Annotated in this window: 22 protein-coding genes; 9 read left to right on the forward strand and 13 right to left on the reverse strand. The window is 47.1% G+C overall.

The features are described 5' to 3' along the window. Positions 1 to 36: 36 nt before the first annotated feature. From nadB to SYN6312_RS04105, 3 genes are all read right to left on the reverse strand, one after another. Positions 37 to 1722 (reverse strand): L-aspartate oxidase, encoded by a 1686-nt coding sequence (gene nadB / locus SYN6312_RS04095; RefSeq protein ID WP_015123601.1) that lies wholly within the window; start codon positions 1720 to 1722, stop codon positions 37 to 39. 94 nt (positions 1723 to 1816) lie between these two features. Then, a complete protein-coding gene (gene psbU / locus SYN6312_RS04100; RefSeq protein WP_015123602.1) occupies positions 1817 to 2215 on the reverse strand; it encodes a photosystem II complex extrinsic protein PsbU in 399 nt (132 codons plus the stop codon). A gap of 160 nt (positions 2216 to 2375) precedes the next feature. Next, entirely contained in the window at positions 2376 to 3635 is a 1260-nt protein-coding gene (locus SYN6312_RS04105) for an adenylate/guanylate cyclase domain-containing protein (RefSeq protein WP_015123603.1), read from the reverse strand. A gap of 47 nt (positions 3636 to 3682) precedes the next feature. On the opposite strand from SYN6312_RS04105, the gene SYN6312_RS04110 reads away from it, so the two are divergent. The 4 genes from SYN6312_RS04110 (at position 3683) to SYN6312_RS04125 (ending at position 7398) form a co-directional block, all read left to right on the forward strand. Further along, complete coding sequence (locus SYN6312_RS04110) at positions 3683 to 4324, forward strand: biotin transporter BioY (protein ID WP_015123604.1); 642 nt, start codon at positions 3683 to 3685, stop codon at positions 4322 to 4324. Between the two features lie 103 nt (positions 4325 to 4427). Continuing rightward, positions 4428 to 5321, forward strand: a complete 894-nt coding sequence (locus SYN6312_RS04115) for a peptidoglycan recognition family protein (RefSeq protein ID WP_015123605.1) — start codon at positions 4428 to 4430, stop codon at positions 5319 to 5321. A gap of 297 nt (positions 5322 to 5618) precedes the next feature. Beyond that, complete coding sequence (locus SYN6312_RS04120; RefSeq protein WP_015123606.1) at positions 5619 to 6602, forward strand: site-specific DNA-methyltransferase; 984 nt, start codon at positions 5619 to 5621, stop codon at positions 6600 to 6602. After that, positions 6595 to 7398 (forward strand): EcoRI family type II restriction endonuclease, encoded by an 804-nt coding sequence (locus SYN6312_RS04125; RefSeq protein WP_015123607.1) that lies wholly within the window; start codon positions 6595 to 6597, stop codon positions 7396 to 7398. The genes SYN6312_RS04120 and SYN6312_RS04125 overlap by 8 nt, the downstream gene beginning before the upstream one ends. Positions 7399 to 7455: 57 nt before the next feature. On the opposite strand, the gene SYN6312_RS04130 is transcribed toward SYN6312_RS04125, so the two are convergent. Both SYN6312_RS04130 and SYN6312_RS04135 read right to left on the reverse strand, forming a co-directional pair. Continuing rightward, positions 7456 to 9078 carry a CTP synthase gene (locus SYN6312_RS04130; RefSeq protein ID WP_015123608.1) on the reverse strand — a complete coding sequence of 541 codons (1623 nt, stop codon included), beginning with the start codon at positions 9076 to 9078 and terminating at the stop codon, positions 7456 to 7458. Positions 9079 to 9115: 37 nt separating this feature from the next. After that, positions 9116 to 9529 (reverse strand): hypothetical protein, encoded by a 414-nt coding sequence (locus SYN6312_RS04135; RefSeq protein WP_051020959.1) that lies wholly within the window; start codon positions 9527 to 9529, stop codon positions 9116 to 9118. 79 nt (positions 9530 to 9608) lie between these two features. Here SYN6312_RS04135 and SYN6312_RS04140 point away from each other — a divergent pair, with 79 nt between their 5' ends. Further along, on the forward strand, positions 9609 to 10031 hold the full coding sequence (locus SYN6312_RS04140) for a hypothetical protein (protein WP_015123609.1): 423 nt from the start codon (positions 9609 to 9611) through the stop codon (positions 10029 to 10031). 8 nt (positions 10032 to 10039) lie between these two features. Here SYN6312_RS04140 and SYN6312_RS04145 read toward each other — a convergent pair whose 3' ends face one another. Then, positions 10040 to 13174, reverse strand: a complete 3135-nt coding sequence (locus tag SYN6312_RS04145) for an alpha-mannosidase (protein WP_015123610.1) — start codon at positions 13172 to 13174, stop codon at positions 10040 to 10042. Positions 13175 to 13676: 502 nt separating this feature from the next. On the opposite strand from SYN6312_RS04145, the gene SYN6312_RS04150 reads away from it, so the two are divergent. The 4 genes from SYN6312_RS04150 to bcp are packed head-to-tail and all read left to right on the forward strand — an operon-like array spanning position 13677 to position 16953. Beyond that, on the forward strand, positions 13677 to 14177 hold the full coding sequence (locus SYN6312_RS04150) for a DUF4240 domain-containing protein (protein WP_015123611.1): 501 nt from the start codon (positions 13677 to 13679) through the stop codon (positions 14175 to 14177). Positions 14178 to 14196: 19 nt separating this feature from the next. Then, a complete protein-coding gene (locus SYN6312_RS04155; RefSeq protein ID WP_216594178.1) occupies positions 14197 to 15159 on the forward strand; it encodes a site-specific DNA-methyltransferase in 963 nt (320 codons plus the stop codon). A gap of 3 nt (positions 15160 to 15162) precedes the next feature. Continuing rightward, positions 15163 to 16449, forward strand: coding sequence for an NAD(P)/FAD-dependent oxidoreductase (locus SYN6312_RS04160; RefSeq protein WP_015123613.1), 1287 nt, complete (start codon positions 15163 to 15165; stop codon positions 16447 to 16449). 33 nt (positions 16450 to 16482) lie between these two features. Then, complete coding sequence (bcp, locus tag SYN6312_RS04165) at positions 16483 to 16953, forward strand: thioredoxin-dependent thiol peroxidase (RefSeq protein ID WP_015123614.1); 471 nt, start codon at positions 16483 to 16485, stop codon at positions 16951 to 16953. A gap of 193 nt (positions 16954 to 17146) precedes the next feature. Here bcp and SYN6312_RS04170 read toward each other — a convergent pair whose 3' ends face one another. The 7 genes from SYN6312_RS04170 to xerC form a co-directional block, all read right to left on the reverse strand. Beyond that, the gene (locus tag SYN6312_RS04170) at positions 17147 to 17554 is read right to left on the reverse strand and encodes an ester cyclase (RefSeq protein WP_015123615.1); all 408 of its coding nucleotides are present in this window, start codon (positions 17552 to 17554) and stop codon (positions 17147 to 17149) included. A 27-nt stretch (positions 17555 to 17581) separates the two neighbouring features. Then, entirely contained in the window at positions 17582 to 17989 is a 408-nt protein-coding gene (locus SYN6312_RS04175; protein ID WP_015123616.1) for a DUF1428 domain-containing protein, read from the reverse strand. Positions 17990 to 18276: 287 nt separating this feature from the next. Further along, entirely contained in the window at positions 18277 to 18657 is a 381-nt protein-coding gene (locus tag SYN6312_RS20530) for an SEC-C metal-binding domain-containing protein (protein WP_083853487.1), read from the reverse strand. A gap of 501 nt (positions 18658 to 19158) precedes the next feature. Beyond that, positions 19159 to 19437, reverse strand: a complete 279-nt coding sequence (locus SYN6312_RS18175) for a hypothetical protein (RefSeq protein WP_015123617.1) — start codon at positions 19435 to 19437, stop codon at positions 19159 to 19161. Positions 19438 to 19491: 54 nt separating this feature from the next. Continuing rightward, entirely contained in the window at positions 19492 to 19815 is a 324-nt protein-coding gene (locus SYN6312_RS20305; protein ID WP_041430581.1) for a hypothetical protein, read from the reverse strand. Positions 19816 to 19824: 9 nt separating this feature from the next. Continuing rightward, on the reverse strand, positions 19825 to 20052 hold the full coding sequence (locus tag SYN6312_RS04195; protein WP_015123618.1) for a hypothetical protein: 228 nt from the start codon (positions 20050 to 20052) through the stop codon (positions 19825 to 19827). A 230-nt stretch (positions 20053 to 20282) separates the two neighbouring features. After that, positions 20283 to 20705 (reverse strand): tyrosine recombinase XerC, encoded by a 423-nt coding sequence (xerC, locus tag SYN6312_RS18180; protein ID WP_172636037.1) that lies wholly within the window; start codon positions 20703 to 20705, stop codon positions 20283 to 20285. Positions 20706 to 20936 lie beyond the last annotated feature (231 nt).

Consider the following 20936-nt stretch of genomic DNA (forward strand, 5'->3'; position numbering starts at 1 on the left):
TTAATTGAAAGTACTATAGTCTTCTGAGGGTTAGGGTTAGGGTTTGGCCTGGTTAATGGGTTGCTGTAGCCAGGTTTCCCCACGGATGAGGGTGTGTTGTTGCCAGGCCGGGTTGGTTTCCGGGTAGTCTGAGCGAAAATGACCGCCGCGGCTTTCGGTGCGAAATAGGGCACTTTTGAGAATCAGGTAAGCAATATCCAAAAGATTTCGCAGTTCAATCCATTGCTGTAAAGCCTTGGCCTGGTTTGGGTTGACCTTAATTCCCTGAGTGTGAGGTTGGCAGTGGACTAGATATTGACCGATGGGGAATTGATGCAGAGTAGCTCGCCAGGCCTGGACTTTCTCGATTGCGGCTGTCAATGGGGTTTCATGGCGGGAAATACCAGCACTTTGCCAAACTAATTGGGGGAGTTGGCGGCGAACGTCTTGGCACCAGTCAGCATCCACATGAGGAATTTCTAGGGGGTCTAAGGGAGGCCATTGGGGCAGACTATCGGGGTGAGTGGCAGCGGGAAGTTGGAGGGTGGCTAACTGCTCGGAAAAAACAAAGCATTCAAGCAAAGAATTACTGGCAAGACGATTGGCCCCATGCACCCCTGTACTGGCGGTTTCCCCAACAGCGGCCAGGCCGGGTAAGTCCGTTGCCCCGTAAAGATTGGTGACAACGCCTCCCATCCAATAGTGGGCTGCTGGGGAGACGGGAATCGGGGTTTGGCTAACATCAATGCCCCAGGCCTGGCAGACCTGAATAATTTTTGGAAACCGATAGTGAAGACGTGCGGGCGGAATGGGGCGTAAATCTAACCAGACTTGTTCTGTTTTAGTGGCTTGGAGATGGTGGTAAATGGCCCGACTGACGACATCCCGGGGGGCCAGTTCTCCGGCTGGATCATAGTCAAAGACAAAGCGGCGACCCTCAGCATCGACCAAATGGGCCCCTTCCCCCCGGACTGCTTCGCTGATTAAAAATCGCGGGGCCTGAGGCAATTTTAAGGCCGTGGGATGAAATTGAATGAACTCCAAGTCGCGCACTGTCACCCCCGCCCGCCAGGCCATTGCCACCCCATCCCCGGTACTAATGGCTGGATTTGTGGTTTGGGCAAAGACTTGACCCCCGCCCCCAGTTGCTAAAACGACTAACCGCGCCGGTAGCCATTGCAGTTGGCCTGGCCCCAAGACACAGACCCCAATACAAGCGGTTCCCTCCGGATTTAACCACAGATCTAAAACGTGCCAGGCTGGCAAGAGGGTAATGTTGGGGGAGTGGCGGACTTGTTTCAGGAGGGTTGTGACAAGGGCCTGGCCAGTGGTATCGGCGGCATGGAGGACGCGGGGATGGGAATGAGCAGCTTCTAGGGTGAGGGCCGGTTGCTGATTCGCATGATCAAAGGCGACCCCCATTGCTAAAAGTTTTGCGACTTGGGCCGGGGCCTGGGAGACCAGAAAGTTAACAGATTCGGGATCACAAAGACCGGCCCCTGCTTTAAGAGTATCCCTAGCATGAAATTGGGGACAATCCTCAGCTGCAATCGCCGCCGCCATCCCGCCTTGGGCCCAAATGCTGGCCGATTGATCCAGGGTATCTTTGGTTAAAACCCCAACCCGATAGGCCTTAGATAGGGTTAATGCCGCGCTCAATCCGGCCGCCCCAGAGCCAATGATGAGGACATCAAAGATAAAAGGAACCGTAACGGGGACAGGAGGAATCGAGATAGAGGGCATGGTAGCTGGCCTGGAGTTGAGAGGAGGAACTGAGACTAAAAACTTGTGATTAGTCCATCGCGAAAAAGCCCAGGCCAGTCAAACCCAATCAGACTTATTTATACAGGCCGTTATTATAGCGATCTCCCCCTTCAACGAGGGCTGTCTCTACTTCTGTGACTGTAAAATTATCAAAATTAGCTTGTAATATTTCTTTTTGCCGTTCCGACAGGCCAGGAATATTCAAGACATCCTCTACCGACTGATAGGGAGCATACTGGATGATTTTCCGGGCCAAGGTGGGATACAAGCCCCGATATTCGATGAAGGCGGCGATGTTCGTGTTATTCAGGTCAATTTTCTGACCATAGGCACTGCCTAACTTTTCATCGACGACATTGACAATCGGTTCTGTAGATTCCGCAGCCGTGACTGGCATCACCCAACCCATCCAGCCCAATGACAGGACGACAAGCAGACAGCCCAGACTGAACCAGCGGCCAAAGCGTTGCATAATTCTCTCCCTCTCAATATGTTTCATATAGATGCAGCACAATATGAAAATCAGCGATCAACGTCAAATGTGTTCAGTGGGTCATTAAATTGACAAATCAGCCCCAAAGACTCCCAGCAAGTCGCTAGAAATGGGAGATCGCCCCATTCAAAAACCCTCATTAGTAGAGCGTATCATCTCGCTTGATCCTCATTGCGAGGAATTGTTGTAAATCTCCAAAGGTTCCGGTGTAGATGGGGACTGGGGCTTCGTAGCCTTTTAAATTAGCCAGTTGGAGACGAAATGGAATGACTTTGGGATCGCCATCCCGCCCGGCAAGGTAGCCATAGGTGGTTGCTCCCAGAGCCACATCCACAGCCAGTTCTTTAGTGGCCGATTCTAAGCGAAAGGCGGCATTGACTGTATCTCCCAAGGCCGTATAGTCTGGGCGATCCCCACTGCCTGTATTGCCGACCATGGCATAGCCTGTGTTTAATCCTGCCCCAACGCGAATCGGTTTATCCAGGCCATACTCAAGGTGGAGGCGACTCGTCATTTGGTGGAGATCATGGAGGGCCAGGAGCACCCGCTGCATATCCTGCTCTGAAATTTCTGTGCTGCTGTGGATCCAAACGGCCATGACCGCATCGCCAATGTATTTATCCACCCAACTTCCATACTGACGGATAATATTTCCGGCCTGGTGAAACCACGTGCCCATGACCTCCGAAAGCAGTGCCTCATCTAACTGGCGAGCTAACACCGTAAAGCCGCGAATATCCACGACTAAAACTGAGAGAAGACGGCGGACATGGAGTAAAACCGTTGCAGATCCTTCGTGCTTTTCGGGGGGATGATCGGGATTTAAGCCGAGGGTGGCACTATCTTCGTGGGGCTGGCTGACAGGGGCCTGGGCAAAAAATTCTAACTCCGTTTGTCCGAAAGTGATGTGATCCCCATGTCGTAACGAGACTGGGACATTCACCCGCCGACTGTTCAGAAAGGTGCCATTTCGACTCCCCAGATCAATTAAATAAAACTCGTTGGGGGCCATCGCTTGGATCATGGCATGGTTGCGGGACATCCACCGATCCGGGAGGGGAATGGAATTATCGTCTCCACGGCCAATTGTCCAACAACTGCTATCGGTAAGGGTAAAGTAACAATTGCCGTCTTCGGTGCGCAGGAGCAGATAGGGACTTTTGGGGGGCGCAAGAGGGGGGGCGAGAACCTCAGCAGGAGTAACACCCTGATTTTGGAGGGCATTGAGCTTCTCTTGCTGTTTTAAGATAATCGCGACAAGTTCTGCGGCAGATAAGCCAGACAACTGGTGTGGATCGTAGCTTGGAACTGGATTGAAAACCTGCTGGGGTGAGGGTTGTTGGCTCTGCATGGTGTTGGGACAGGCTGCACCCGATGTGTCGCTTTCTATTGTAGGCATCCAGGCCTGCGAGAATCGTTATAATTCATCCCAAACTGAGGCAGAACATGGCAACTAGCAAATCCAACAGTCCCAAGGGCAACAGTCTATCCCTCCTGGATCAGTTGATTTGGGCCGTGTTGGGCTTGATGCTGACGGTGGTGGGAACCTTTGTGGAAGCGGTGGTGGCTCTGCCCCAATTCTTTAATCGTCAGGGACAATGGCAACTTCCCACGGATTGGCAGGCTTTAGGTACGCACCCTCTTCCTGTTTCAATGCAGGTGGCGGCAGTGCTGTTGGTGGGCTGTATGGGGGGGCAGTATCCGGCCATGATTTCTCAGATCGCCTATTTGGGCCTGGGATTAGCTGGGTGGCAAATTTTCTCCCACGGCGGTGGATTGAATTATTGGCAGGAGCCAACCTTTGGCTATTTGGCGGGGTTTATTCCGGCGGCTTGGGTCTGTGGGATGCTTGCGTTTTGCCAATCCCCCCGAATTGAGCAATTTTTTCTCAGTTGTCTGGCTGGACTAGGAATGATTCACACCTGTGGGCTGCTTTATTTGCTGGCCCTGGCCCTGGGCAACCGCTTACCCCTACCACTTTGGGCCTTAGTCCAGCAATATTCTCTTTATCCGTTACCTGGGCAAATTGTCATCGCCTGTCTAGTGGCCCTTGTGGCCAGAGTTTTGCGGTTTATCCTGATTTACTGATTTGCCTGCTTTTTTGACGGGTTTGCAGGTGGCCTAACAAACCAATCTCTAGGCGGAATTTCCCGATTGATGGTAAAAACATGGGTGTGAGCAGGCATTAGTGATGGTCAAGAAAATTTTACAGCTACAGTTTACGCGGTATCTTGTCTCTCTGGGATTGGCAGGCCTGGTGATTTTTGCGGCAATTCATTGGGTAAGAGTTTCTGCGTCCATGCCAACTCCCTCAGTTTCCGCAACATCTTCTTTATCCAGCTTGGCCGCCCTCAAGCCCGATCAGACCATTCCCAATTTGTCCCTCATTCCTCCCTCTCCAACCGCAAATGCCCCGGCCCTAATCAGCACCCAGGCCAATGTCACAGACCCCACTCCCGCAGTAGTCCAGGCCCCTACACCATCTTCAAATTTGCCTCCTAGTTGTACTGCGACCTTACCGACCCCGCGCTGGTTCAATGTCCCGATTGATCCCAGTAATTATGGAGAACGCTTTCGTCAGGATGCCCAGGGACGACCAGTCGCAAATCAATACCTGATTGTTTTACATGAAACCGTTAGCTCTGGGTTGGCCGCCATCAACACCTTTCGGACAAATCACCCCCGCGATGAGGATCAGCGTAGTTATCATGATCTGATCCTGTTAGACGGAACGATTGTGCATTTGTTGGACTGGGGAAAGCGGGCGTTTGGGGCGGGTAATTCTGAATTCCGGGGCGAGGCGGTGCAAACAAATCCCAACTTACCCTCATCAGTGAATAATTTTGCCCTGCATTTTAGTCTGGAAACTCCACCGGATGGCTATAACAATGCTCCCCGTCATCGCGGTTATACAGATGCTCAGTATCGGTCTTTGGCCTGGTTGGTGGCTCAAACTCGCTTGGGGGATGACCGGATTACGACCCATAAAGCTGTGGATCGGGCCGCTGGTAAACAGGATCCGCGCAGTTTTGATCGTCGTCAGTTCCAGGCCTGGTTAACGGAATTTCGCAAAAGTTTGTGTTAGGTCGCTGAGCTTTCTAGAGGAGATACACACTACCCCTAGCTTTCTGAGTTAATATCCTAATCGGATAAATTTACGGTGATCGATATGGAAGACTGTGACTTAAACTAATTTGGGGTATTACGCGGAGATTTCTGCTTTTTAGTCCCTATAGGTAACTTAGGAAGAAACTTGACATTCAGCCTAAACACCTTAATAGTTCTTTTAGAAGGAAACTTTCTGTCTAATCCATTAGCTAGGCGGCACTAGGACGAAGAAACTGATACAGTCAACAACCATTACGAAGTAAAGGAGCACTAAATGGCCAATAAATCGCATTTCAATAGTGGACACATGGCAATAAATCAATTGAAAAAGAATGGGGCTTTGCATAGTTCAACGATCACAGGAATTTCAACGCCACACACGGTTCATGGTGTCTTTATTCAAGATGCAGTTGACTTTTTGAAAGCATTGCCTGATTCATCAGTTCAATTAATACTGATAGATCCGCCATATAATCTTGACTTAGACAACTGGGATAGTTTCCATAACTATCTCGATTGGGCAAAAGGGTGGTTGGATCAAATCTGTCGTGTATTATCTGATTCAGGTAACTGTGTCATTTTTGGAGGCTTTCAATATCAAGATTTAAAGAAGGGAGACCTCCTTGAAGTCCTTCATTATACGCGCCATAAAACAGCTTTACGATTTGTCAACCTTATCATTTGGTACTACAAGAACGGTATGAGTGCGCATCGCTTTTTTGCCAACAGGCATGAAGAAGCAGTTTGGCTTTCCAAGACGAAGAAATACTATTTCGATCTGGACTCTGTTAGGGTTCCATTTGATGATGCGACAAAAGAGATGTACAAAAAAGACAAGCGTCTCAATCCCGAAAGTATTGACAAGGGGAAAAACCCTACAAATGTTTGGGAAATAGGGAGGCTAAATGGCAATTCAACCGAAAGAGTTGGCCATCTAACGCAAAAGCCAGTCGAACTTATCCGGCGTTTTGTTAAAGCTCTGTCCTTTGAAGGTTCGATAGTCCTTGATTTTTTTGCCGGTTCTGGAACAACAGGGCGTGTTTGCATAGAAGAACGACGGCATTCACTCTTGGTAGATTCAGATAATAAACTGTACGGTTATTTAGACAAACACATTAGTCAGATTCAACCGAATTTGTTTTTGCCCGAATATCGTCTGATGAAAGACACAAACATTAATACCGTACTTGAAGAAATTTCTTGGGTGAATCAACAACTTCCGCAAAATATTCTTGATAAGGACTATTTAAATGAGTAAAGGACAAGCAAAACGGCTAACCAAGCAGCACATATCCTCAGGAGGCGTAAGCGGCATCTTTGGCGAAGAGGCCCAGGTACATGATCAGTCTGTTGGTTGTGCAAGTACGAGTGTATTTGAGGAACTTAAGCGAGAATATCCAAGGTATCAATTTAGATTCAGACAAGCGATCAGCAAACAGGAAATAAATGAGAAGCTAAACTCAATTGACAAGCGATTGGGAAAAACTCTCTTCGTAAAAGAGTCAAAAATCAAACCCGATGGAGGAATTATTGAGGTTCAGGACAAAGATAAAAGATGGAGGGTAGTTTTAGTTAGTGAAGCAAAGTTTCAAGGAAAAGACGTTGAAAATATTAAGGCAGGCGTACTTGTTGGGAAGAAGAAAGATCAAGAATTAATGGTAGCAGGAAACGCTATCGAAAGAGTTTACAAAAACATTAATGAAATCAGGAACTTCATGCTCGACGAATATCATTTCCCGTATGCAGTATTCTTGCAAGGCTCAAACTTTGCAACCGAAACAGTTCAGGTATTTAAACCCGACGGTTCTTTCGTGGAAATTAGACATGATTCAGGTGCAATGAATAGAATTGACAGGGTAACAGCAGCAAATTATTGTATGAAGATTAATTGTAATTACTGTAAGAATTTTTTTATAGGTCATAAGAATTCGTCAATAATGCTTCAAGCCGCTTCCATTTATGCAAGATGCGAACCTTGGAAAGAGGATGAAATGCGGAAAATTATGATGGATATTGCAAACACATCCATAGGAATCTTAAATCAGTTGGGATAACACACAATAAAATGTATAAACCAAAACGGAAGTGATCAAAAAAGTAGGAATTTTTCTTCAGACCGCTACGGGTTCTTGTCCCAGAGATTTTTTGAGCGCGGCCTGGAGAAGTCCGGAAAAGAGGGGGTGGGGTGCACTGGGACGCGAGAGAAATTCCGGGTGAAACTGCACCGCAATAAAAAAAGGATGACTGGGGAGTTCAATAATTTCCACTAACCGCCCATCGGGGGAAGTGCCACTAATGCTGTAGCCTGTCTCAATGAATAAGCTCCGATAGGCATTATTAAACTCATAGCGATGCCGATGCCGTTCGTAAATGACTTCTTCGCCGTAAAGATGGGCTGCTAAACTTCCGGGTTGTAACCGACAGGCATAGAGACCTAAGCGCATTGTGCCCCCCAAATCCACCACATCCTGTTGTTCGGGTAACAGGTGAATAATCGGGTTTAGCGTTTCGGGATCAAATTCGGCACTGTGGGCATCGGGGAGATTGGCTAAATGGCGGGCCCATTCAATCACAGAGCATTGCATCCCCAAACACAGGCCAAGAAAGGGAATTCCCGACGCGCGCGCGTATTGAATCGCAAGAATTTTACCATCTACCCCCCGAATCCCAAACCCACCTGGGACAATGATCCCCGCTACACCGTCTAGATATTTGGCCGCCCCATCTTTTTCAATTTCTTCCGAGTTAACCCAACGCACCTGTAGATCACTTTCCAAACCAATGGCCGCATGGCGGAGAGCTTCCATCACCGAAAGATAGGCATCGGAAAGCCGGACATATTTACCGACAATGGCAATTTCCACCGTATGTTGGGGACGATAGAGGCGATCCACCAGTTCTTGCCAGCGGGTCAAATTAGGTTGTCGTTGTTCCAAATGCAGGAGTTCTAACACCTCTTGGGCCAGGCCCTCTCGTTCCATAATCAGGGGGACTTCATAAATACTCTTGGCATCGGGAGCTGGAATGACGCAATTGACTGCCACATCACAAAACTGGGACATTTTTTCTTTGATACCAGGCTGCAAGGGGCGATCACAGCGACAAACCAAAATATCCGGTTGGATCCCGATGGAGCGGAGTTCTTTAACCGAGTGCTGAGTGGGTTTGGTTTTCATTTCCCCGGCCGATGGGATCCAAGGCACCAGGGTGACGTGCATATAAATCACATTTTTCCGCCCCACTTCGGTGCGAAATTGCCGGATTGCTTCCAGAAAAGGAAGAGATTCAATGTCCCCGACTGTGCCGCCAATCTCAATAATCACCACATCGGGATTGGTATCTTTGGCCACTCGTAAAATTCGCTCTTGAATTTCGTTGGTGATGTGGGGGATGACTTGAACGGTTCCACCTTGATAATCGCCGCGCCGTTCCTTATTCAGTACGGCCTGGTAAATGGATCCCGTGGTGACGCTATTGAGCCGGGACATGGGGGTGTCAGTAAAGCGTTCGTAGTGGCCCAAATCTAAATCCGTTTCGGCCCCGTCATCGGTGACAAAGACTTCTCCATGCTGAAAGGGACTCATGGTACCTGGATCCACATTGATGTAGGGATCAAGTTTGAGAATGGAGACGGAATAATCCCGTGATTTTAATAGTCGCCCTAAGCTGGCCGCGACGATCCCCTTCCCAATGCTGGAAACCACCCCACCAGTAACAAAGACAAATTTGGTCATAATCCCTGAGCCTTGACTATCCCTGAAATTTCAAATCCTAGAGCGGCCCTTTATAACCCGATAGTTGGGCCAGTTGTTGCAGGGTCAGCATTCCCGGATAGAGCTTACCATTGATTTCCCAGGTCGGGTAGCCTTTGATTTGGGCTTTTTGGCAGAGTGCGGGTTGGGGGTTTTGGCCAGCGGGGTCACATTCGATGTAGTTGACTTGTTTGGCGGCGGTTCCGAGGATTTCTTTTTGCTGTTTACAGAATTTGCACCAGTAGGCCCCATACATCTTTGCGCCAATTTTGTTCAGATGTTTGACGAGGTTGGTGGTGTTGGGATTGGCCTGGGCCTGGAGTTGGGAGATGACAGCGGGATTGGCCTGGGCTAAAGTGTGGCTGACAATAGCTCCAGGGATCCCAATTGAGAAGATGAGGAGGAGTTTCCCGGCCCGGTTGAGATGACGCATGATAATGACTCGACTTAGATTGATTCTGATCCTAACTTAGCGGACACTTTTCTTTTGCAGGCTGAAGCTTGACTCCATCATGGCCTACTTAGCAATTGCCCTTGATCCTGAATCCCAGGCCCGCCTCCATCCCCTGGCCATTTATCCAATAATCCGGGGGGATCATGTCACCTTGGCTTATCTGGATAGCTTAGAAACGGCTGTAGATGAAGTCCTTAATCCGGCCTGGCTTTATGGCTATGGGGTTGGGGATAGGGTGAACCTCCGGGCGGTGGGGTGGGTGGCGGATGGCCGAGTCCAGGCCATGCAGGTGGAAATTCAGGCTGCTTCTCCCAGTGGGCAAGGTTCTTCAGTCCGGGCCTGGGATGGGGGAATTTTGCATATCACTCTCAGTCGGCAACCCGAGGCCAAGTCTGCGGAGTCCAATGCATTGCTGGCAATCCGGTCTGTGGAGTACCCCCTAGATTTAGTCTTATCCGGGACGGTGGTTTGGCAACTGTAGGGGAGAAATTATTTTGAAAACCGCCAAGAGGAAATTTCCCAGGCCCCGACTTGCTTAACCGGATTATTGTGGGTCTCGGAATCAGGAACTTCCAGGAGATTAACTCGGCTTAGGTCAGCAGGAAATAGATCTAAATCAGATTGGAGGTTTAACTCTGTGGCCTGGCCTGTGGTTTCAAGGCAGCGCAATATCCAGCCCGATTGATCTTGGGTTTGTTTAAGGGCCATGAGAATGAAGGTATCGGAGCCAAGGTCTAAAAGGCTGGCCTGGGTCGGTAAGGGGTGTTGCAGATCCCTCTGTTGCTGGGGGGTAATGATTCTTGCGATGAGGGGTTGGTTAAATTCGGCCGCCCTTTGCCAGGTTTTGGCCCCAATCCAGTTGTCATAGTGGGGGTAAAGGCCATAGCTAAATTGATGGTGGCCAAGATCAGCGTGGGGGTCGGGCCAGGTGGGAGAGCGCAAGAGGGTCAGGCGCAGTTGCTGCGGTTGGGTATCATACCCTTGTTTGCAGTTGTTGAGGAGGCTAACCCCATACTGGTTGTTGGATTCGCTTAGGTCGGCCCATTGCAAAGCCGGGACTTCCCATTTGGCCTGGTCGTGGGGGGTAAGATTGGGGTTTTCCGGGTTAGGTAAGGTGGGTCGTTCAGTTACACCAGCGGGGGTTTCATAGGTAACCACAGATGCACTCAGGGCTAGAGGGAAGGCGGCCTTCAATAAAACATGATGCTCTTGCCAATCCAGTTGAGTTTCAATTTTCAAAATCGGGGTATTCACCACGAGGCAATAGTCCTGTTGAATGGTCGAATTACGCCACTGCCAGCGGACACGGATACGTTGTTCAATATCGTTCCAGGCCTGCCATTTGATGTCTTTTAATTCTGGCTTGACCAGGAGATGATCTTGATAGTGGGGATCAATGTTCCAAGCATCCCAATATTGCCCCTGATCTCGAAACAGTTGCAGTTGGTTCCCCGGTGCATTAAACACAGCCCGTTGGTTTAACTTATCGTAGAGGTTATTAATTTCACCGGTTTGGGGATTGATCTCGGCCTGGAGAAAACCGTTTTCGATCACAAAACCGAGGGGAGGATTAGCAGGGGGGGAGAACGATGCTTGGGGACAAAGCCAAACTACTTTATAACCAACACTGGGGACATCCCATAACCAAAAAGTGATCACGGTTTCGGCTTGGTGGCAACGGATCGGATAACCGGCGCTATCTTGAATCGTCCAGGCCTGGGTTCCTAATTCCCCTAGCTCTAATGTGACAACCTCAGAACGTGGCCAATTCAAACTATTAAAAACAACAACTCCATAGGCTCCGGGAACAGGTGGTTCTGGCAGTTGAATCTGGTTAAGAATTTGCACTTGGGCGATTTCTAAGAGATGAGTTGCGGTTTCAATCACCTCTGTCCAGGCCTGGTTTGCCTCTTGATACACTTCGGGAATGGCCGAACCGGGTAAAATATCATGGAATTGATTAAAGAGCATGAGTTTCCAAAGATGTTCTAACTCGGCCTGGGGATAATCTATATCTAAAATCAATGTGGCTAATGCTGACCAAAGCTCGGCCTGGTAAAGTTGGATTTCTGATTGCCGATTGGCCTGTTTTTGATCACTGTGGCTGGTGTAGCAACCCCGATGAAATTCTAGGTATAATTCCTCTGCCCAAACGGGTAATTCGGTTAAATCAGAACTTGCTTTTAACTGATCTAAGTAATCAATGACAGAGCTAAATTTTAACTGGGGAGACACACCCGCCAACCGTTGCCACCGCCGCAAAATCTCTAACATATCCTCGGTTGGCCCACCGCCATGATCCCCGACACCTGGCAGCCATAAAGATTGTTTTAAGTTGGTTTTTTGCTCCCAGGCCTGGGCATAGTGGCTGATCTTGACGGGGTCTATGGCTTCTCCAATTGGGGCGGAAAAATAACTAAGGACTCGACTGCCATCGGGGGCCTGCCACCAAAACCACTCAAAGGGAAACTCGGTCGTATCATTCCAGCGCAGTTTTTGCGTCACAAAGTAATCCATTCCCCCTTGTTTTAAGAGTTGGGGGAGTTGCTGACAAAAACCAAAGCTATCGGGCAACCAGGCCACGCGACTAATTTGGCCAAATTTTGATTGCACATAGGCTTGACCATAGAGGATTTGTCGGGCAATGGATTCACCACTAATTAAATTCAGCTCTGGCTCAACCCACATCCCGGCAGCCACTTCCCATTGTTGGGTCTGGATTTTTTCTTTAATTTGGGCAAACAACTCAGGGCGATGGGTTTCAATCCACTCATATAAAGCAGGGCTGGAGTGACTAAAGATCAATTCTGGATATTGGCTTTGTAGTTTTAATACGGATTGAAATGTTCTCTCGGCCACCTCCCAAGTTTCAGTAATGGGCCACAACCAAGCCAAATCCAAATGGGCATGACCAGTGAGATTAATTTGATAAGTATGAATGGGTTGACTAATTCCAACTAACAGTTTATGAAGAACATCTAATTGGGAGTCATATTCGCTTCGAGTTTTACAGTGATCTAATCGTTGTAAATAAGAGTTAATTTCTAGTAAACGATCCGGCTCTAGTTCTGAGGCAAAGAGACTCACAGTTTCTAACTCATCGGCAACAAATCCTGGGTCAATCTCGGTGGCAGATTCAAAAATCAAGTTAGATCTGACTAAAGCTCCTGGATCATGGCCGGGGCTAATTAAGTGCAATGTCACCCAAAACCGATTCCCGGCCTGGGCTGTTGGTGTTAATACTATCCGGGCAGAATGATCAAATAAATCCCCGGCCTGGACAAGCTCCCCGTTGACATAAACCGAGGCCACTTCAGCCCACCAGGTCAGCCCCAACCGCACCACCAGGCCCGTTAGGTCATACTCTGATTGTTCGGGTACCTGGATAACTTGTCCTAACCAGCGGGATTCTCGCCCCCCATCCCAGGCCAGATGGTTTTTTTCATTCAACGTTACTAGGGGTTGTGCTCTCCACTGAAGGGGATCATTAGCTTCCAAGGCAGACCAGGCCCCGTTCCCCATTTGCCACCCCGTTTGAACCGACTGCTGCACCAGGCCCCGTAAATTTTGAATCGAGTTTTGCCATCCCGAAGGATTGAATGAGTTGTGGGCAGGATCAGTCATGGGAGTTCTCGGATCGGGGCCTGGGCAACAGCGACCGCTGCATCACCACCATAAACCGAGATATCCCCCCGTCTCAATCACCTAGGCAGTGTTGGCAAGTCCGAAAGAGGTCGTCACTGATAACAGTCGTGGAGAATAATAAATGGCAATATGACTCTAACTCTCTTCTTTTTGCCAAAGTGATCAGACATCAATCAAACAAAGAATTTAAGCCAGTAAGAACCATTCTCAGTAAATTGTATCCAGGGGGGCGATTGTTGCTGAATCAATCTATTTTTTTGAATTAATATTAGTTGTAGAACGTGTTAAGGCCACTCCCTCTGTTTATTCAACTCAAAATTTGCTACTGCTCTAATTTCTTTGATACTTCTCCTTCAGAATCACCATTATGTCACGAAGACAGGGATAGTCCTATATCCTGGGTGATCCTTTTGGGCAGTTTAGAGATATAAACATAAGTTAATGACCTGCACATTCTCAACTACAGTCGTTCAGGGAAAATATGGAAGAACAAGAATTTTGGGCCATCATAGCAGCTAGTCAAACTGAGTCGGGTGATTGCGAATCCCAGGCCCAACGATTAGAGGCTATCTTATCTGCATTACCCCCTTCGGACATCATTGAGTTTGATTTTCTCTTTCGTCAAAAGGTCATTGCCGCCTATCGTTGGGATTTATGGGGAATTGCCTATTTGGTCAATGGCGGTTGCTCCGATGACAGTTTTGACTATTTCCGGTATTGGTTAATTGGCCAAGGGGTAGGGGCCTATGATCAAGTACTCGCCAACCCAGAAGCAATTCTGAATTATATTGATCAAGACACAGAGATTGAGTGTGAGTCTTTGATCTATGCTAGTCACTCTGCCTATGAAGCCCTAGTCGGAGAGGCGATGCCTACCAAAGCCTTAACTTATCCCCGAGAACCCGCCGGACAGGCCTGGGAGGAAGAGACTTTAGCGGATTTATTTCCCCAAGTCGCCGCCCAAGTATCAACCTATGTGTGATCAGTATCGTTCAATAAATATGAATCAGGAACAAGATTATTTGATTAAGCACGGTGATAGTTTAACTGAACTAAAAAAGCTAGCTGATTCGACTTTTAAGCTAATTGTTTCCTCTCCTCCCTACAACATGGGCAAAGCCTATGAACAACAAGTTGAATTGACCCAATACCTGGCCTGGCAAACAGAAGTTATTCAAGAGTTAGTTCGCCTCGTCCGAGAGGATGGGAGTATTGTTTGGCAAGTGGGAAACTATGTCGATCAAGGTGAAGTATTCCCCCTCGATATTTATCTCTATCCCATTTTTAAAACCCTCGGCTTACAACTGCGAAATCGAATTATTTGGCATTTTGATCATGGTTTACACGCCTCGAAGCGGTTTTCCGGTCGTTATGAGGTCTTGCTCTGGTTTACCAAAACAAAGGACTATACTTTTAATCTAGATCCGGTGCGAGTTCCGGCTAAATATCCCGGCAAACGCCACTACAAAGGCAAAAAAATTGGCCAACTCAGTGGCAATCCCCTCGGCAAAAATCCATCGGATTACTGGACATTGATCTGTCAGGAATGGGAGACAGGACGCATTGAAATCCCCAATGTCAAATCAAATCATCCCGAAAAAACCATTCACCCCTGTCAGTTCCCAATTGAACTGATTGAACGATGTGTGCTGGCATTAACCAATGTCGGGGATTGGGTCTTAGATCCCTTTGCTGGGGTTGGTTCCAGTTTAATTGCGGCCCTAAACCATCAACGGCGCGGGATGATTATTGATCGCGACTTAGACTATCTCACCATTGCCCAAGAACGCCTGGACGCTTTTGAATCCGGTACGCTAAAAATCCGTCCCCTTGGTAAGCCGATTCATCAGCCGAGTGGTCAAGAGAAAATTGCCCAAATTCCGGCAGAATGGTTAGAATCAGCCCAGGCCAAGCCCATCTCAGAGACTCAGCCCGCGATTTCAAGTTCTTACTCACCCCTCTAGACTATGACAGATTTAAAGGACGCGGATGTTATTGTCATTGGGGCAGGAGTGGCAGGTTTGGCAGCGGCCCAAAAATTACAAGGGGCTGGGCAACAGATTTTAATCTTAGAAGCACGACACAGGCCTGGGGGACGGGTTTGGACAGATACCGATTGGTTAGGGGTTCCGATTGAAAATGGGGCCGAATTTATTCATGGAGATCAAGCCATCACCTGGGATTGGATTACCCGATCAGAAACGATTCAAATTCCCCGTTATCAAACCTATGCCTTTGACGTTAATAACCAACTGTATCCCTACGAAACGATCAAGAACTGGCCAGGGTTTCAGCGATTCTTTGATTTAGAGTACCAAGATTTTCCCGAGTTGCCTTGGCCAGAACCCGATTGCTCCTTACGGGCCTGGTTAAATCAAATTAAAATGCCTCCAGTTGCCAAAGAATTTGCTGATCAATTTCAAGGGCATTTATATTTGACTTCGGCTGACAAACTCAGCTTACAAGAACTGATCCATGAATGTCGGGTGCATCATGCTGGAGATGATAATTTTCGGATTAAGGCGGGCTATCAAACTTTAATTCAGCAATTAACTCAAGGCTTGGATATTCATTACAACCAGGCCGTGGAAGCTATTACTTGGCGGCCCCATCACGTCACCATCCAAACCAACACCCAAACCTACCAGGCCCCGCACGTTATTATTACCATCCCCTTAGCTCTCCTCCAAAACGGTATTCCCCAGTTTCATCCTCCCTTGCCACCGGACAAACAACGGGCCATTCAGTCCCTCTATGTTGGCCCAGCCATGAAGCTGCAAATGATCTTTCGAGAGATGTTTTGGGAACCTGAGACCAGTTTATTCATGTCCTTAGGGCCAATGATGGTTTGGTGGAGTTCAAGTTATCACCGGCCTGGGTTTCCGCCAGTTTTAACGGCATTTATTGGTGGAGAACGGGCGACTCATTTATTTAACCAAACTGAAGCCGAACTCATTGAACAGGGCCTGGTAGATTTATGTCGAATCTTTGGAAATGAGCAACCCCGCCACCTCTTTCAAAAAGCCCGCAACATCAACTGGACAACCGATCCCTGGGCCCGAGGCGGGTATAGTTCGGTTCCTCCCGGAGCCTTTGGCCTGCGCGATCACCTGGCTCAACCCCTGGAGAAAACCCTCTATTTTGCGGGCGAGGCAACCGTCACTCACAGTAATCCGGCCACCGTTCATGGAGCCATTGAAACTGGACAGCGGGCTGCTGGGGAAATTCTCCAGGCCTTGACACCCTCGTTATGATCTAGAGTAGTTCTTCCTTTGAATACCTGTTCTATGGCTCTGGTAACTGCCCAACCCGCCCCTGACTTTAGTCTGATTGATACCGATGGCAACCTCGTCAAACTTGCAGATTTACGGGGAAGTTGGGTCGTGCTTTACTTTTATCCCCGTGATAACACCCCTGGCTGTACCAAAGAAGCCTGTGGATTTCGAGATATTTTTGCCGAACTGAAACGCCGCAATGTGATCGTCTTAGGTGTTAGTGCTGATGATACAAAGTCCCACAAGAAATTTTCAGAAAAGTTAAGTTTACCCTTCCCACTGCTATCAGATCCAGATGCCCAAGTTGCCACTGCCTACGAAAGCTTTGGACCCAAAAAATTCATGGGTAAAGAGTTCACTGGCATCTACCGAAATACATTTTTAATTGATCCTGAGGGCAACATTGCCAAAATTTATCAAAAGGTTAAACCGGAAACTCATCCAACTCAAATCCTGGCCGATATTAATTCCTTGAGTACCTAGCTTTGTCTCATTACCTAGGACTACCCCTCTTCGTTGCTCCTTTGCAGTCTTCTGACTTCTCCAAATCATTTTTCCAGCCTTATCAATCCTTTCCACCATTCTTCTCGTGGGTATGCAGGAAATCAGCAATATCCCAAAATAAAATCCCTCACCAAAACAGCAGAAGTTCTCAAAGTTAGCAGCCGTTGACGACTTACACAACAGGTATGCCAAGCTGAGAGTGCCATGTGTACTTGTCAATGTAGCCCCGCTGAAACTTGATTTTGCCGTTAATGACATGAAAGAAACCACAGCCTTGTAGGGTAAAACTTTTAGCATTTGGCGCATTATCGCCCAGTTGACCTATAAATGTGCCGCCTTGCCATTCGACAATCGCCCATTCGCCATCTTCAAATACATTCAGGGGGTGCGTATAGTTATCTGGAAATGCCGTGAAAAATGAAACGAAACTCTCTAACAAAGCCTCACGGCCATAAAGTGGAGCACCAAAAGCGACTTGAAGATTTTCGGCATCATTGTGATAAAGCTCAATCAGGGCCTGTGGATCACGAGCGTTGTATGCCGCAACCCAATCTTGCACAACTTCTTTCGGTGATTTCATATCCTTCAACCCTTCTCCAGCGATGTGTTAGGCCTCGCTCAACTCATTCAACATGGGCTTAAACCCTGATGCAATCAGTCGCTTACCATCGAAGACTGGCGGTCGATCTTGGAACTGCATGCGTGGATCACTTGTCACCTTTGCCATACCGATATCCCGCGTGGATTTGTCTGGCCACTCGACGAAGGAGAGGACAACTGTTTCACCCTTACCGGCACCAGCAGCTCTCACAAAACTCCCATACTCCTCAGATTCCTGGCGTGCCCCCACACTGTGGTATGACGAGACATCAGGGCCAGATTCATCCAACCAACATTCAACAACACACAGCGCGCCATACTCTTTCACAACCTGTGCTGAGATTCTTGCTAATTCTTCATAGGCAGACTTGTTTTCACAGGGAACGGGTACCAGGTAAAAGTCAATATAGGTCATGTGATTCCCCTAGTTTGAGTCCTATCGTCATTTTTGCCAAAATTGGGACATTCAACCCTACCACCCGTATTGGTTTCAAGTATTTTAATCTTAAGCGAAATGACGATAATTCAAGGTTCTGGGGTTTGGAAATCAAAAGGATTGCCATATTATTCAACCAGTCTGAAGCCGCCGCCCGCTTCCAAACCCCGCTTTACTACCTAAGGAATAAGCTCCCTGTGCAGGTAAACTTTGCGACTCAACCAACCATATCGTGATGTTCGGTGTTGCACGATTGTTAGGCTACTTCACATTCTCCAAGCTTGCTTTAAACAACCCTTTTTGTACTTTTTCCCGCTCCCGCACGGACATATTTCATTTCGCCCTATCTTCTTTTTTGTTTTCTTCGTTATAGTAGCAGAGTTAATATTATTTTTCTCTTTGAAGGTCTGAGGTTTAAATAAATTTTCTAGCAGCTTATCCATTTCATCCGACTGAATCCATTCATATTCTTTATTCACTCCAAATCTCAAGCTTGGAACTACTTGTCCCAGACAAATACCAAACCACAAATTTGCTCTTTGTTCATATTTTCTAAGTTCACAATGTCGACTTAAGCGAGGAAATGAAATAGATTCATGATAATCATCAAAATGAATTGTTAAACCCGATCCAAAGTCACTAGTCATTACAAGAATCAAATCATGGGGCTGACGATTCTTACTTGCGCAATTAGTTTACTAATTCCAATCTTTAATTCCTCAATAGTATCTGAACTGAGTGAAAGCAAAATGAAGCCTAAATCTATAGTCTCAGGCGACTCTAATTCTTCTATGTCTTTTATTATTCAGTCATATCCTGTATCTTTATACCTTGTTAATATACCTTCTGGAGTATCTGAGCCAAGAAAGTTATCTCGCCTTACAAGCATTGCAAGGTCAAGATATACACCTATGTTATCCGCCACATAAATTAGCCCATATTCATCATCCCACCATAAATTGTGTTTTAAATGATAACTAGAGAATATTTAATTCATGAGTGAAAAAATCTTTTATTGTAAGATACACATCTATTTACATAACTCAAGAAATACAATGGCGATTGTAACATTTCTATCATTACATCTAACAAAAAGACATCCATTACAAATGGAGCCTTTATAATGTCCTCTTCATCCTCTTGCAATTTCAGAAATTGTCGGAACTGGAAGGAATGCCTGAGTGATTACTGAGCAAATTCAATTCAGCATAGAACCTCTCAATTCCCCATTGACGGGCGACCGGATCATCGAAGTTACAGGCTAAATCTTCTACCAGAATCCGAACAAACTTTTTAACCCTGGAGCTCGGATGCTTGATCAGATCTGGCTTTATCACACCTTTTTTCTCAAGGTACTTGAGTCCATCGGGTGACTTTAACCCAAGAATTTTAGCTGCCTCGTATTTATCTATAAGTTCAGTAATCATTTGTGATATTCCAAAACTTCTAGATACCTTCACAATGAAACAGAAATCTTAGTTTTAAAACGTTGAAAAGTTATTTAAATTCAGTTCAAAACGTTGGCAGTTTGACTGCGGCTTGTCCCAGTAAGGCAAGAAAAATATAAACAGCTTGTATATTTTGCCATGGTCGCATAGTTTTTCCTTATTCTTGTCTAGCCTATTAACCAGGCCAGCTTCTTCCAGACCTCGAATTGAGTTACTCTTGCAGTCTTTAGTCTGTGAAGTGAGGATATCCCTTCCCCTGATTGGGGCGCCATTGGGAACATGATGGGCAAGTTGCTTCAAAATTTCTAGCTGATCTTTGTTGCGCCCTTTCAATGCATTTTCAACTTTCTGGCGCAAATGGTTTGCTTAGTATTGAGCTTCTAACTGTTGAATCCTCCATTCATTGCCCCGACTAGGTAGGAGTAAATCTAGCATCACGGACTGACTTTTCTGAATCAGCGGAATCAGATGGTCTAGCTTTTTTGCAGTCACATAGGCTTTGAATGTATTTAACTCCCTTTGTTGTGTTCTCTTTCGCCTTTGGGCTTCCAAATCAAATGCTTCAACTATGGGTGTCAAATCTAAATCAGACATGACTTCTCTTAGAAGAAACCTGGAACAACAGGCTTTGAATTAACGACTCTGGCATAATTCTTAAACAGCGTTTCTAAGTTATGTCCAGTAATTTGGGATACAACTGCCGGATTCATACCTGCTTCAAGGCAATGATTGATAAAGATGGGTCGGGTGTTGTAAGGTTTGCGGTATGGCACACCCACCTTTTTTAGAACCGATACCCAGGCCGGTTCCGAAAATTACGATCATCAATCGGCAAACCTTTGGGGCTGGGGAATATCAAACTTCCTTGTTCTATCCTTGTTAGTCTTGGTAGTTTTCTCCACACCTCGACTGATAGACTCACCAATCCAAACATGGCTACAGCCCTCGGAAACGTGCTGCCACTGTAGCCCAATCGCCTCTTCAGTTCTGACACCAGTACCAAACAGAAAACAGACAAAATCCGTGTAATGGGAGGAATAGGGGTCTGACCGAAACCCCTCAATAATCAGGACAATCTCATCTTTGGTGAACGGCTTAGAAGCAATCTTCACCTGTTTTTTCAGCCCAGGCCAGGGATTCAATTCAATCACACCATCGACAATAGCAGCCTCCCAAATCGCCGCCGCACAAGTCAGTCGCTCTTTGTAGGTAATATCTGCCAAACGGCGTTTCGAGCCGGGCCGCAAATCCCTCAGCTTTCGTTATGTCAATCTGAGCAATGGCAATATTCCCAAAATACTCAAGAATTTGCTTACCAGTCGTCTCATATTTTTCTAGTGTCCGATGGTAAACCTGCCTTTGCTTGGCCTGGATGAATAGGTTTATCTGAGTACCAAGCAGCCGATTCGACTTATTAATGGAAGGGGGCTTATATTTCTCTAAGGTCGCATCAAATACCCCTGCTGCCATGTCTAGCT

The organism is Synechococcus sp. PCC 6312, from assembly GCF_000316685.1.
Taxonomy (GTDB): Bacteria; Cyanobacteriota; Cyanobacteriia; order Thermosynechococcales; family Thermosynechococcaceae; genus Pseudocalidococcus.

Excerpts from the sequence above, each read along its gene's own strand:
- SYN6312_RS04115 (WP_015123605.1), top strand. The coding sequence starts at position 4,428 with ATGGTCAAGAAAATTTTACAGCTACAGTTTACGCGGTATCTTGTCTCT.
- SYN6312_RS04150 (WP_015123611.1), top strand. The coding sequence starts at position 13,677 with ATGGAAGAACAAGAATTTTGGGCCATCATAGCAGCTAGTCAAACTGAG.
- SYN6312_RS04145 (WP_015123610.1), bottom strand. The coding sequence starts at position 13,174 with ATGACTGATCCTGCCCACAACTCATTCAATCCTTCGGGATGGCAAAAC.
- SYN6312_RS04130 (WP_015123608.1), bottom strand. The coding sequence starts at position 9,078 with ATGACCAAATTTGTCTTTGTTACTGGTGGGGTGGTTTCCAGCATTGGG.
- SYN6312_RS04155 (WP_216594178.1), top strand. The coding sequence starts at position 14,197 with ATGAATCAGGAACAAGATTATTTGATTAAGCACGGTGATAGTTTAACT.
- SYN6312_RS04140 (WP_015123609.1), top strand. The coding sequence starts at position 9,609 with ATGGCCTACTTAGCAATTGCCCTTGATCCTGAATCCCAGGCCCGCCTC.
- psbU (WP_015123602.1), bottom strand. The coding sequence starts at position 2,215 with ATGCAACGCTTTGGCCGCTGGTTCAGTCTGGGCTGTCTGCTTGTCGTC.
- SYN6312_RS04195 (WP_015123618.1), bottom strand. The coding sequence starts at position 20,052 with ATGTCTGATTTAGATTTGACACCCATAGTTGAAGCATTTGATTTGGAA.
- SYN6312_RS04125 (WP_015123607.1), top strand. The coding sequence starts at position 6,595 with ATGAGTAAAGGACAAGCAAAACGGCTAACCAAGCAGCACATATCCTCA.
- SYN6312_RS04160 (WP_015123613.1), top strand. The coding sequence starts at position 15,163 with ATGACAGATTTAAAGGACGCGGATGTTATTGTCATTGGGGCAGGAGTG.
- SYN6312_RS04170 (WP_015123615.1), bottom strand. The coding sequence starts at position 17,554 with ATGAAATCACCGAAAGAAGTTGTGCAAGATTGGGTTGCGGCATACAAC.
- SYN6312_RS04110 (WP_015123604.1), top strand. The coding sequence starts at position 3,683 with ATGGCAACTAGCAAATCCAACAGTCCCAAGGGCAACAGTCTATCCCTC.
- SYN6312_RS04175 (WP_015123616.1), bottom strand. The coding sequence starts at position 17,989 with ATGACCTATATTGACTTTTACCTGGTACCCGTTCCCTGTGAAAACAAG.
- SYN6312_RS18175 (WP_015123617.1), bottom strand. The coding sequence starts at position 19,437 with ATGATTACTGAACTTATAGATAAATACGAGGCAGCTAAAATTCTTGGG.
- SYN6312_RS20530 (WP_083853487.1), bottom strand. The coding sequence starts at position 18,657 with ATGACTAGTGACTTTGGATCGGGTTTAACAATTCATTTTGATGATTAT.
- SYN6312_RS04120 (WP_015123606.1), top strand. The coding sequence starts at position 5,619 with ATGGCCAATAAATCGCATTTCAATAGTGGACACATGGCAATAAATCAA.
- SYN6312_RS04135 (WP_051020959.1), bottom strand. The coding sequence starts at position 9,529 with ATGCGTCATCTCAACCGGGCCGGGAAACTCCTCCTCATCTTCTCAATT.
- nadB (WP_015123601.1), bottom strand. The coding sequence starts at position 1,722 with ATGCCCTCTATCTCGATTCCTCCTGTCCCCGTTACGGTTCCTTTTATC.
- SYN6312_RS04105 (WP_015123603.1), bottom strand. The coding sequence starts at position 3,635 with ATGCCTACAATAGAAAGCGACACATCGGGTGCAGCCTGTCCCAACACC.
- bcp (WP_015123614.1), top strand. The coding sequence starts at position 16,483 with ATGGCTCTGGTAACTGCCCAACCCGCCCCTGACTTTAGTCTGATTGAT.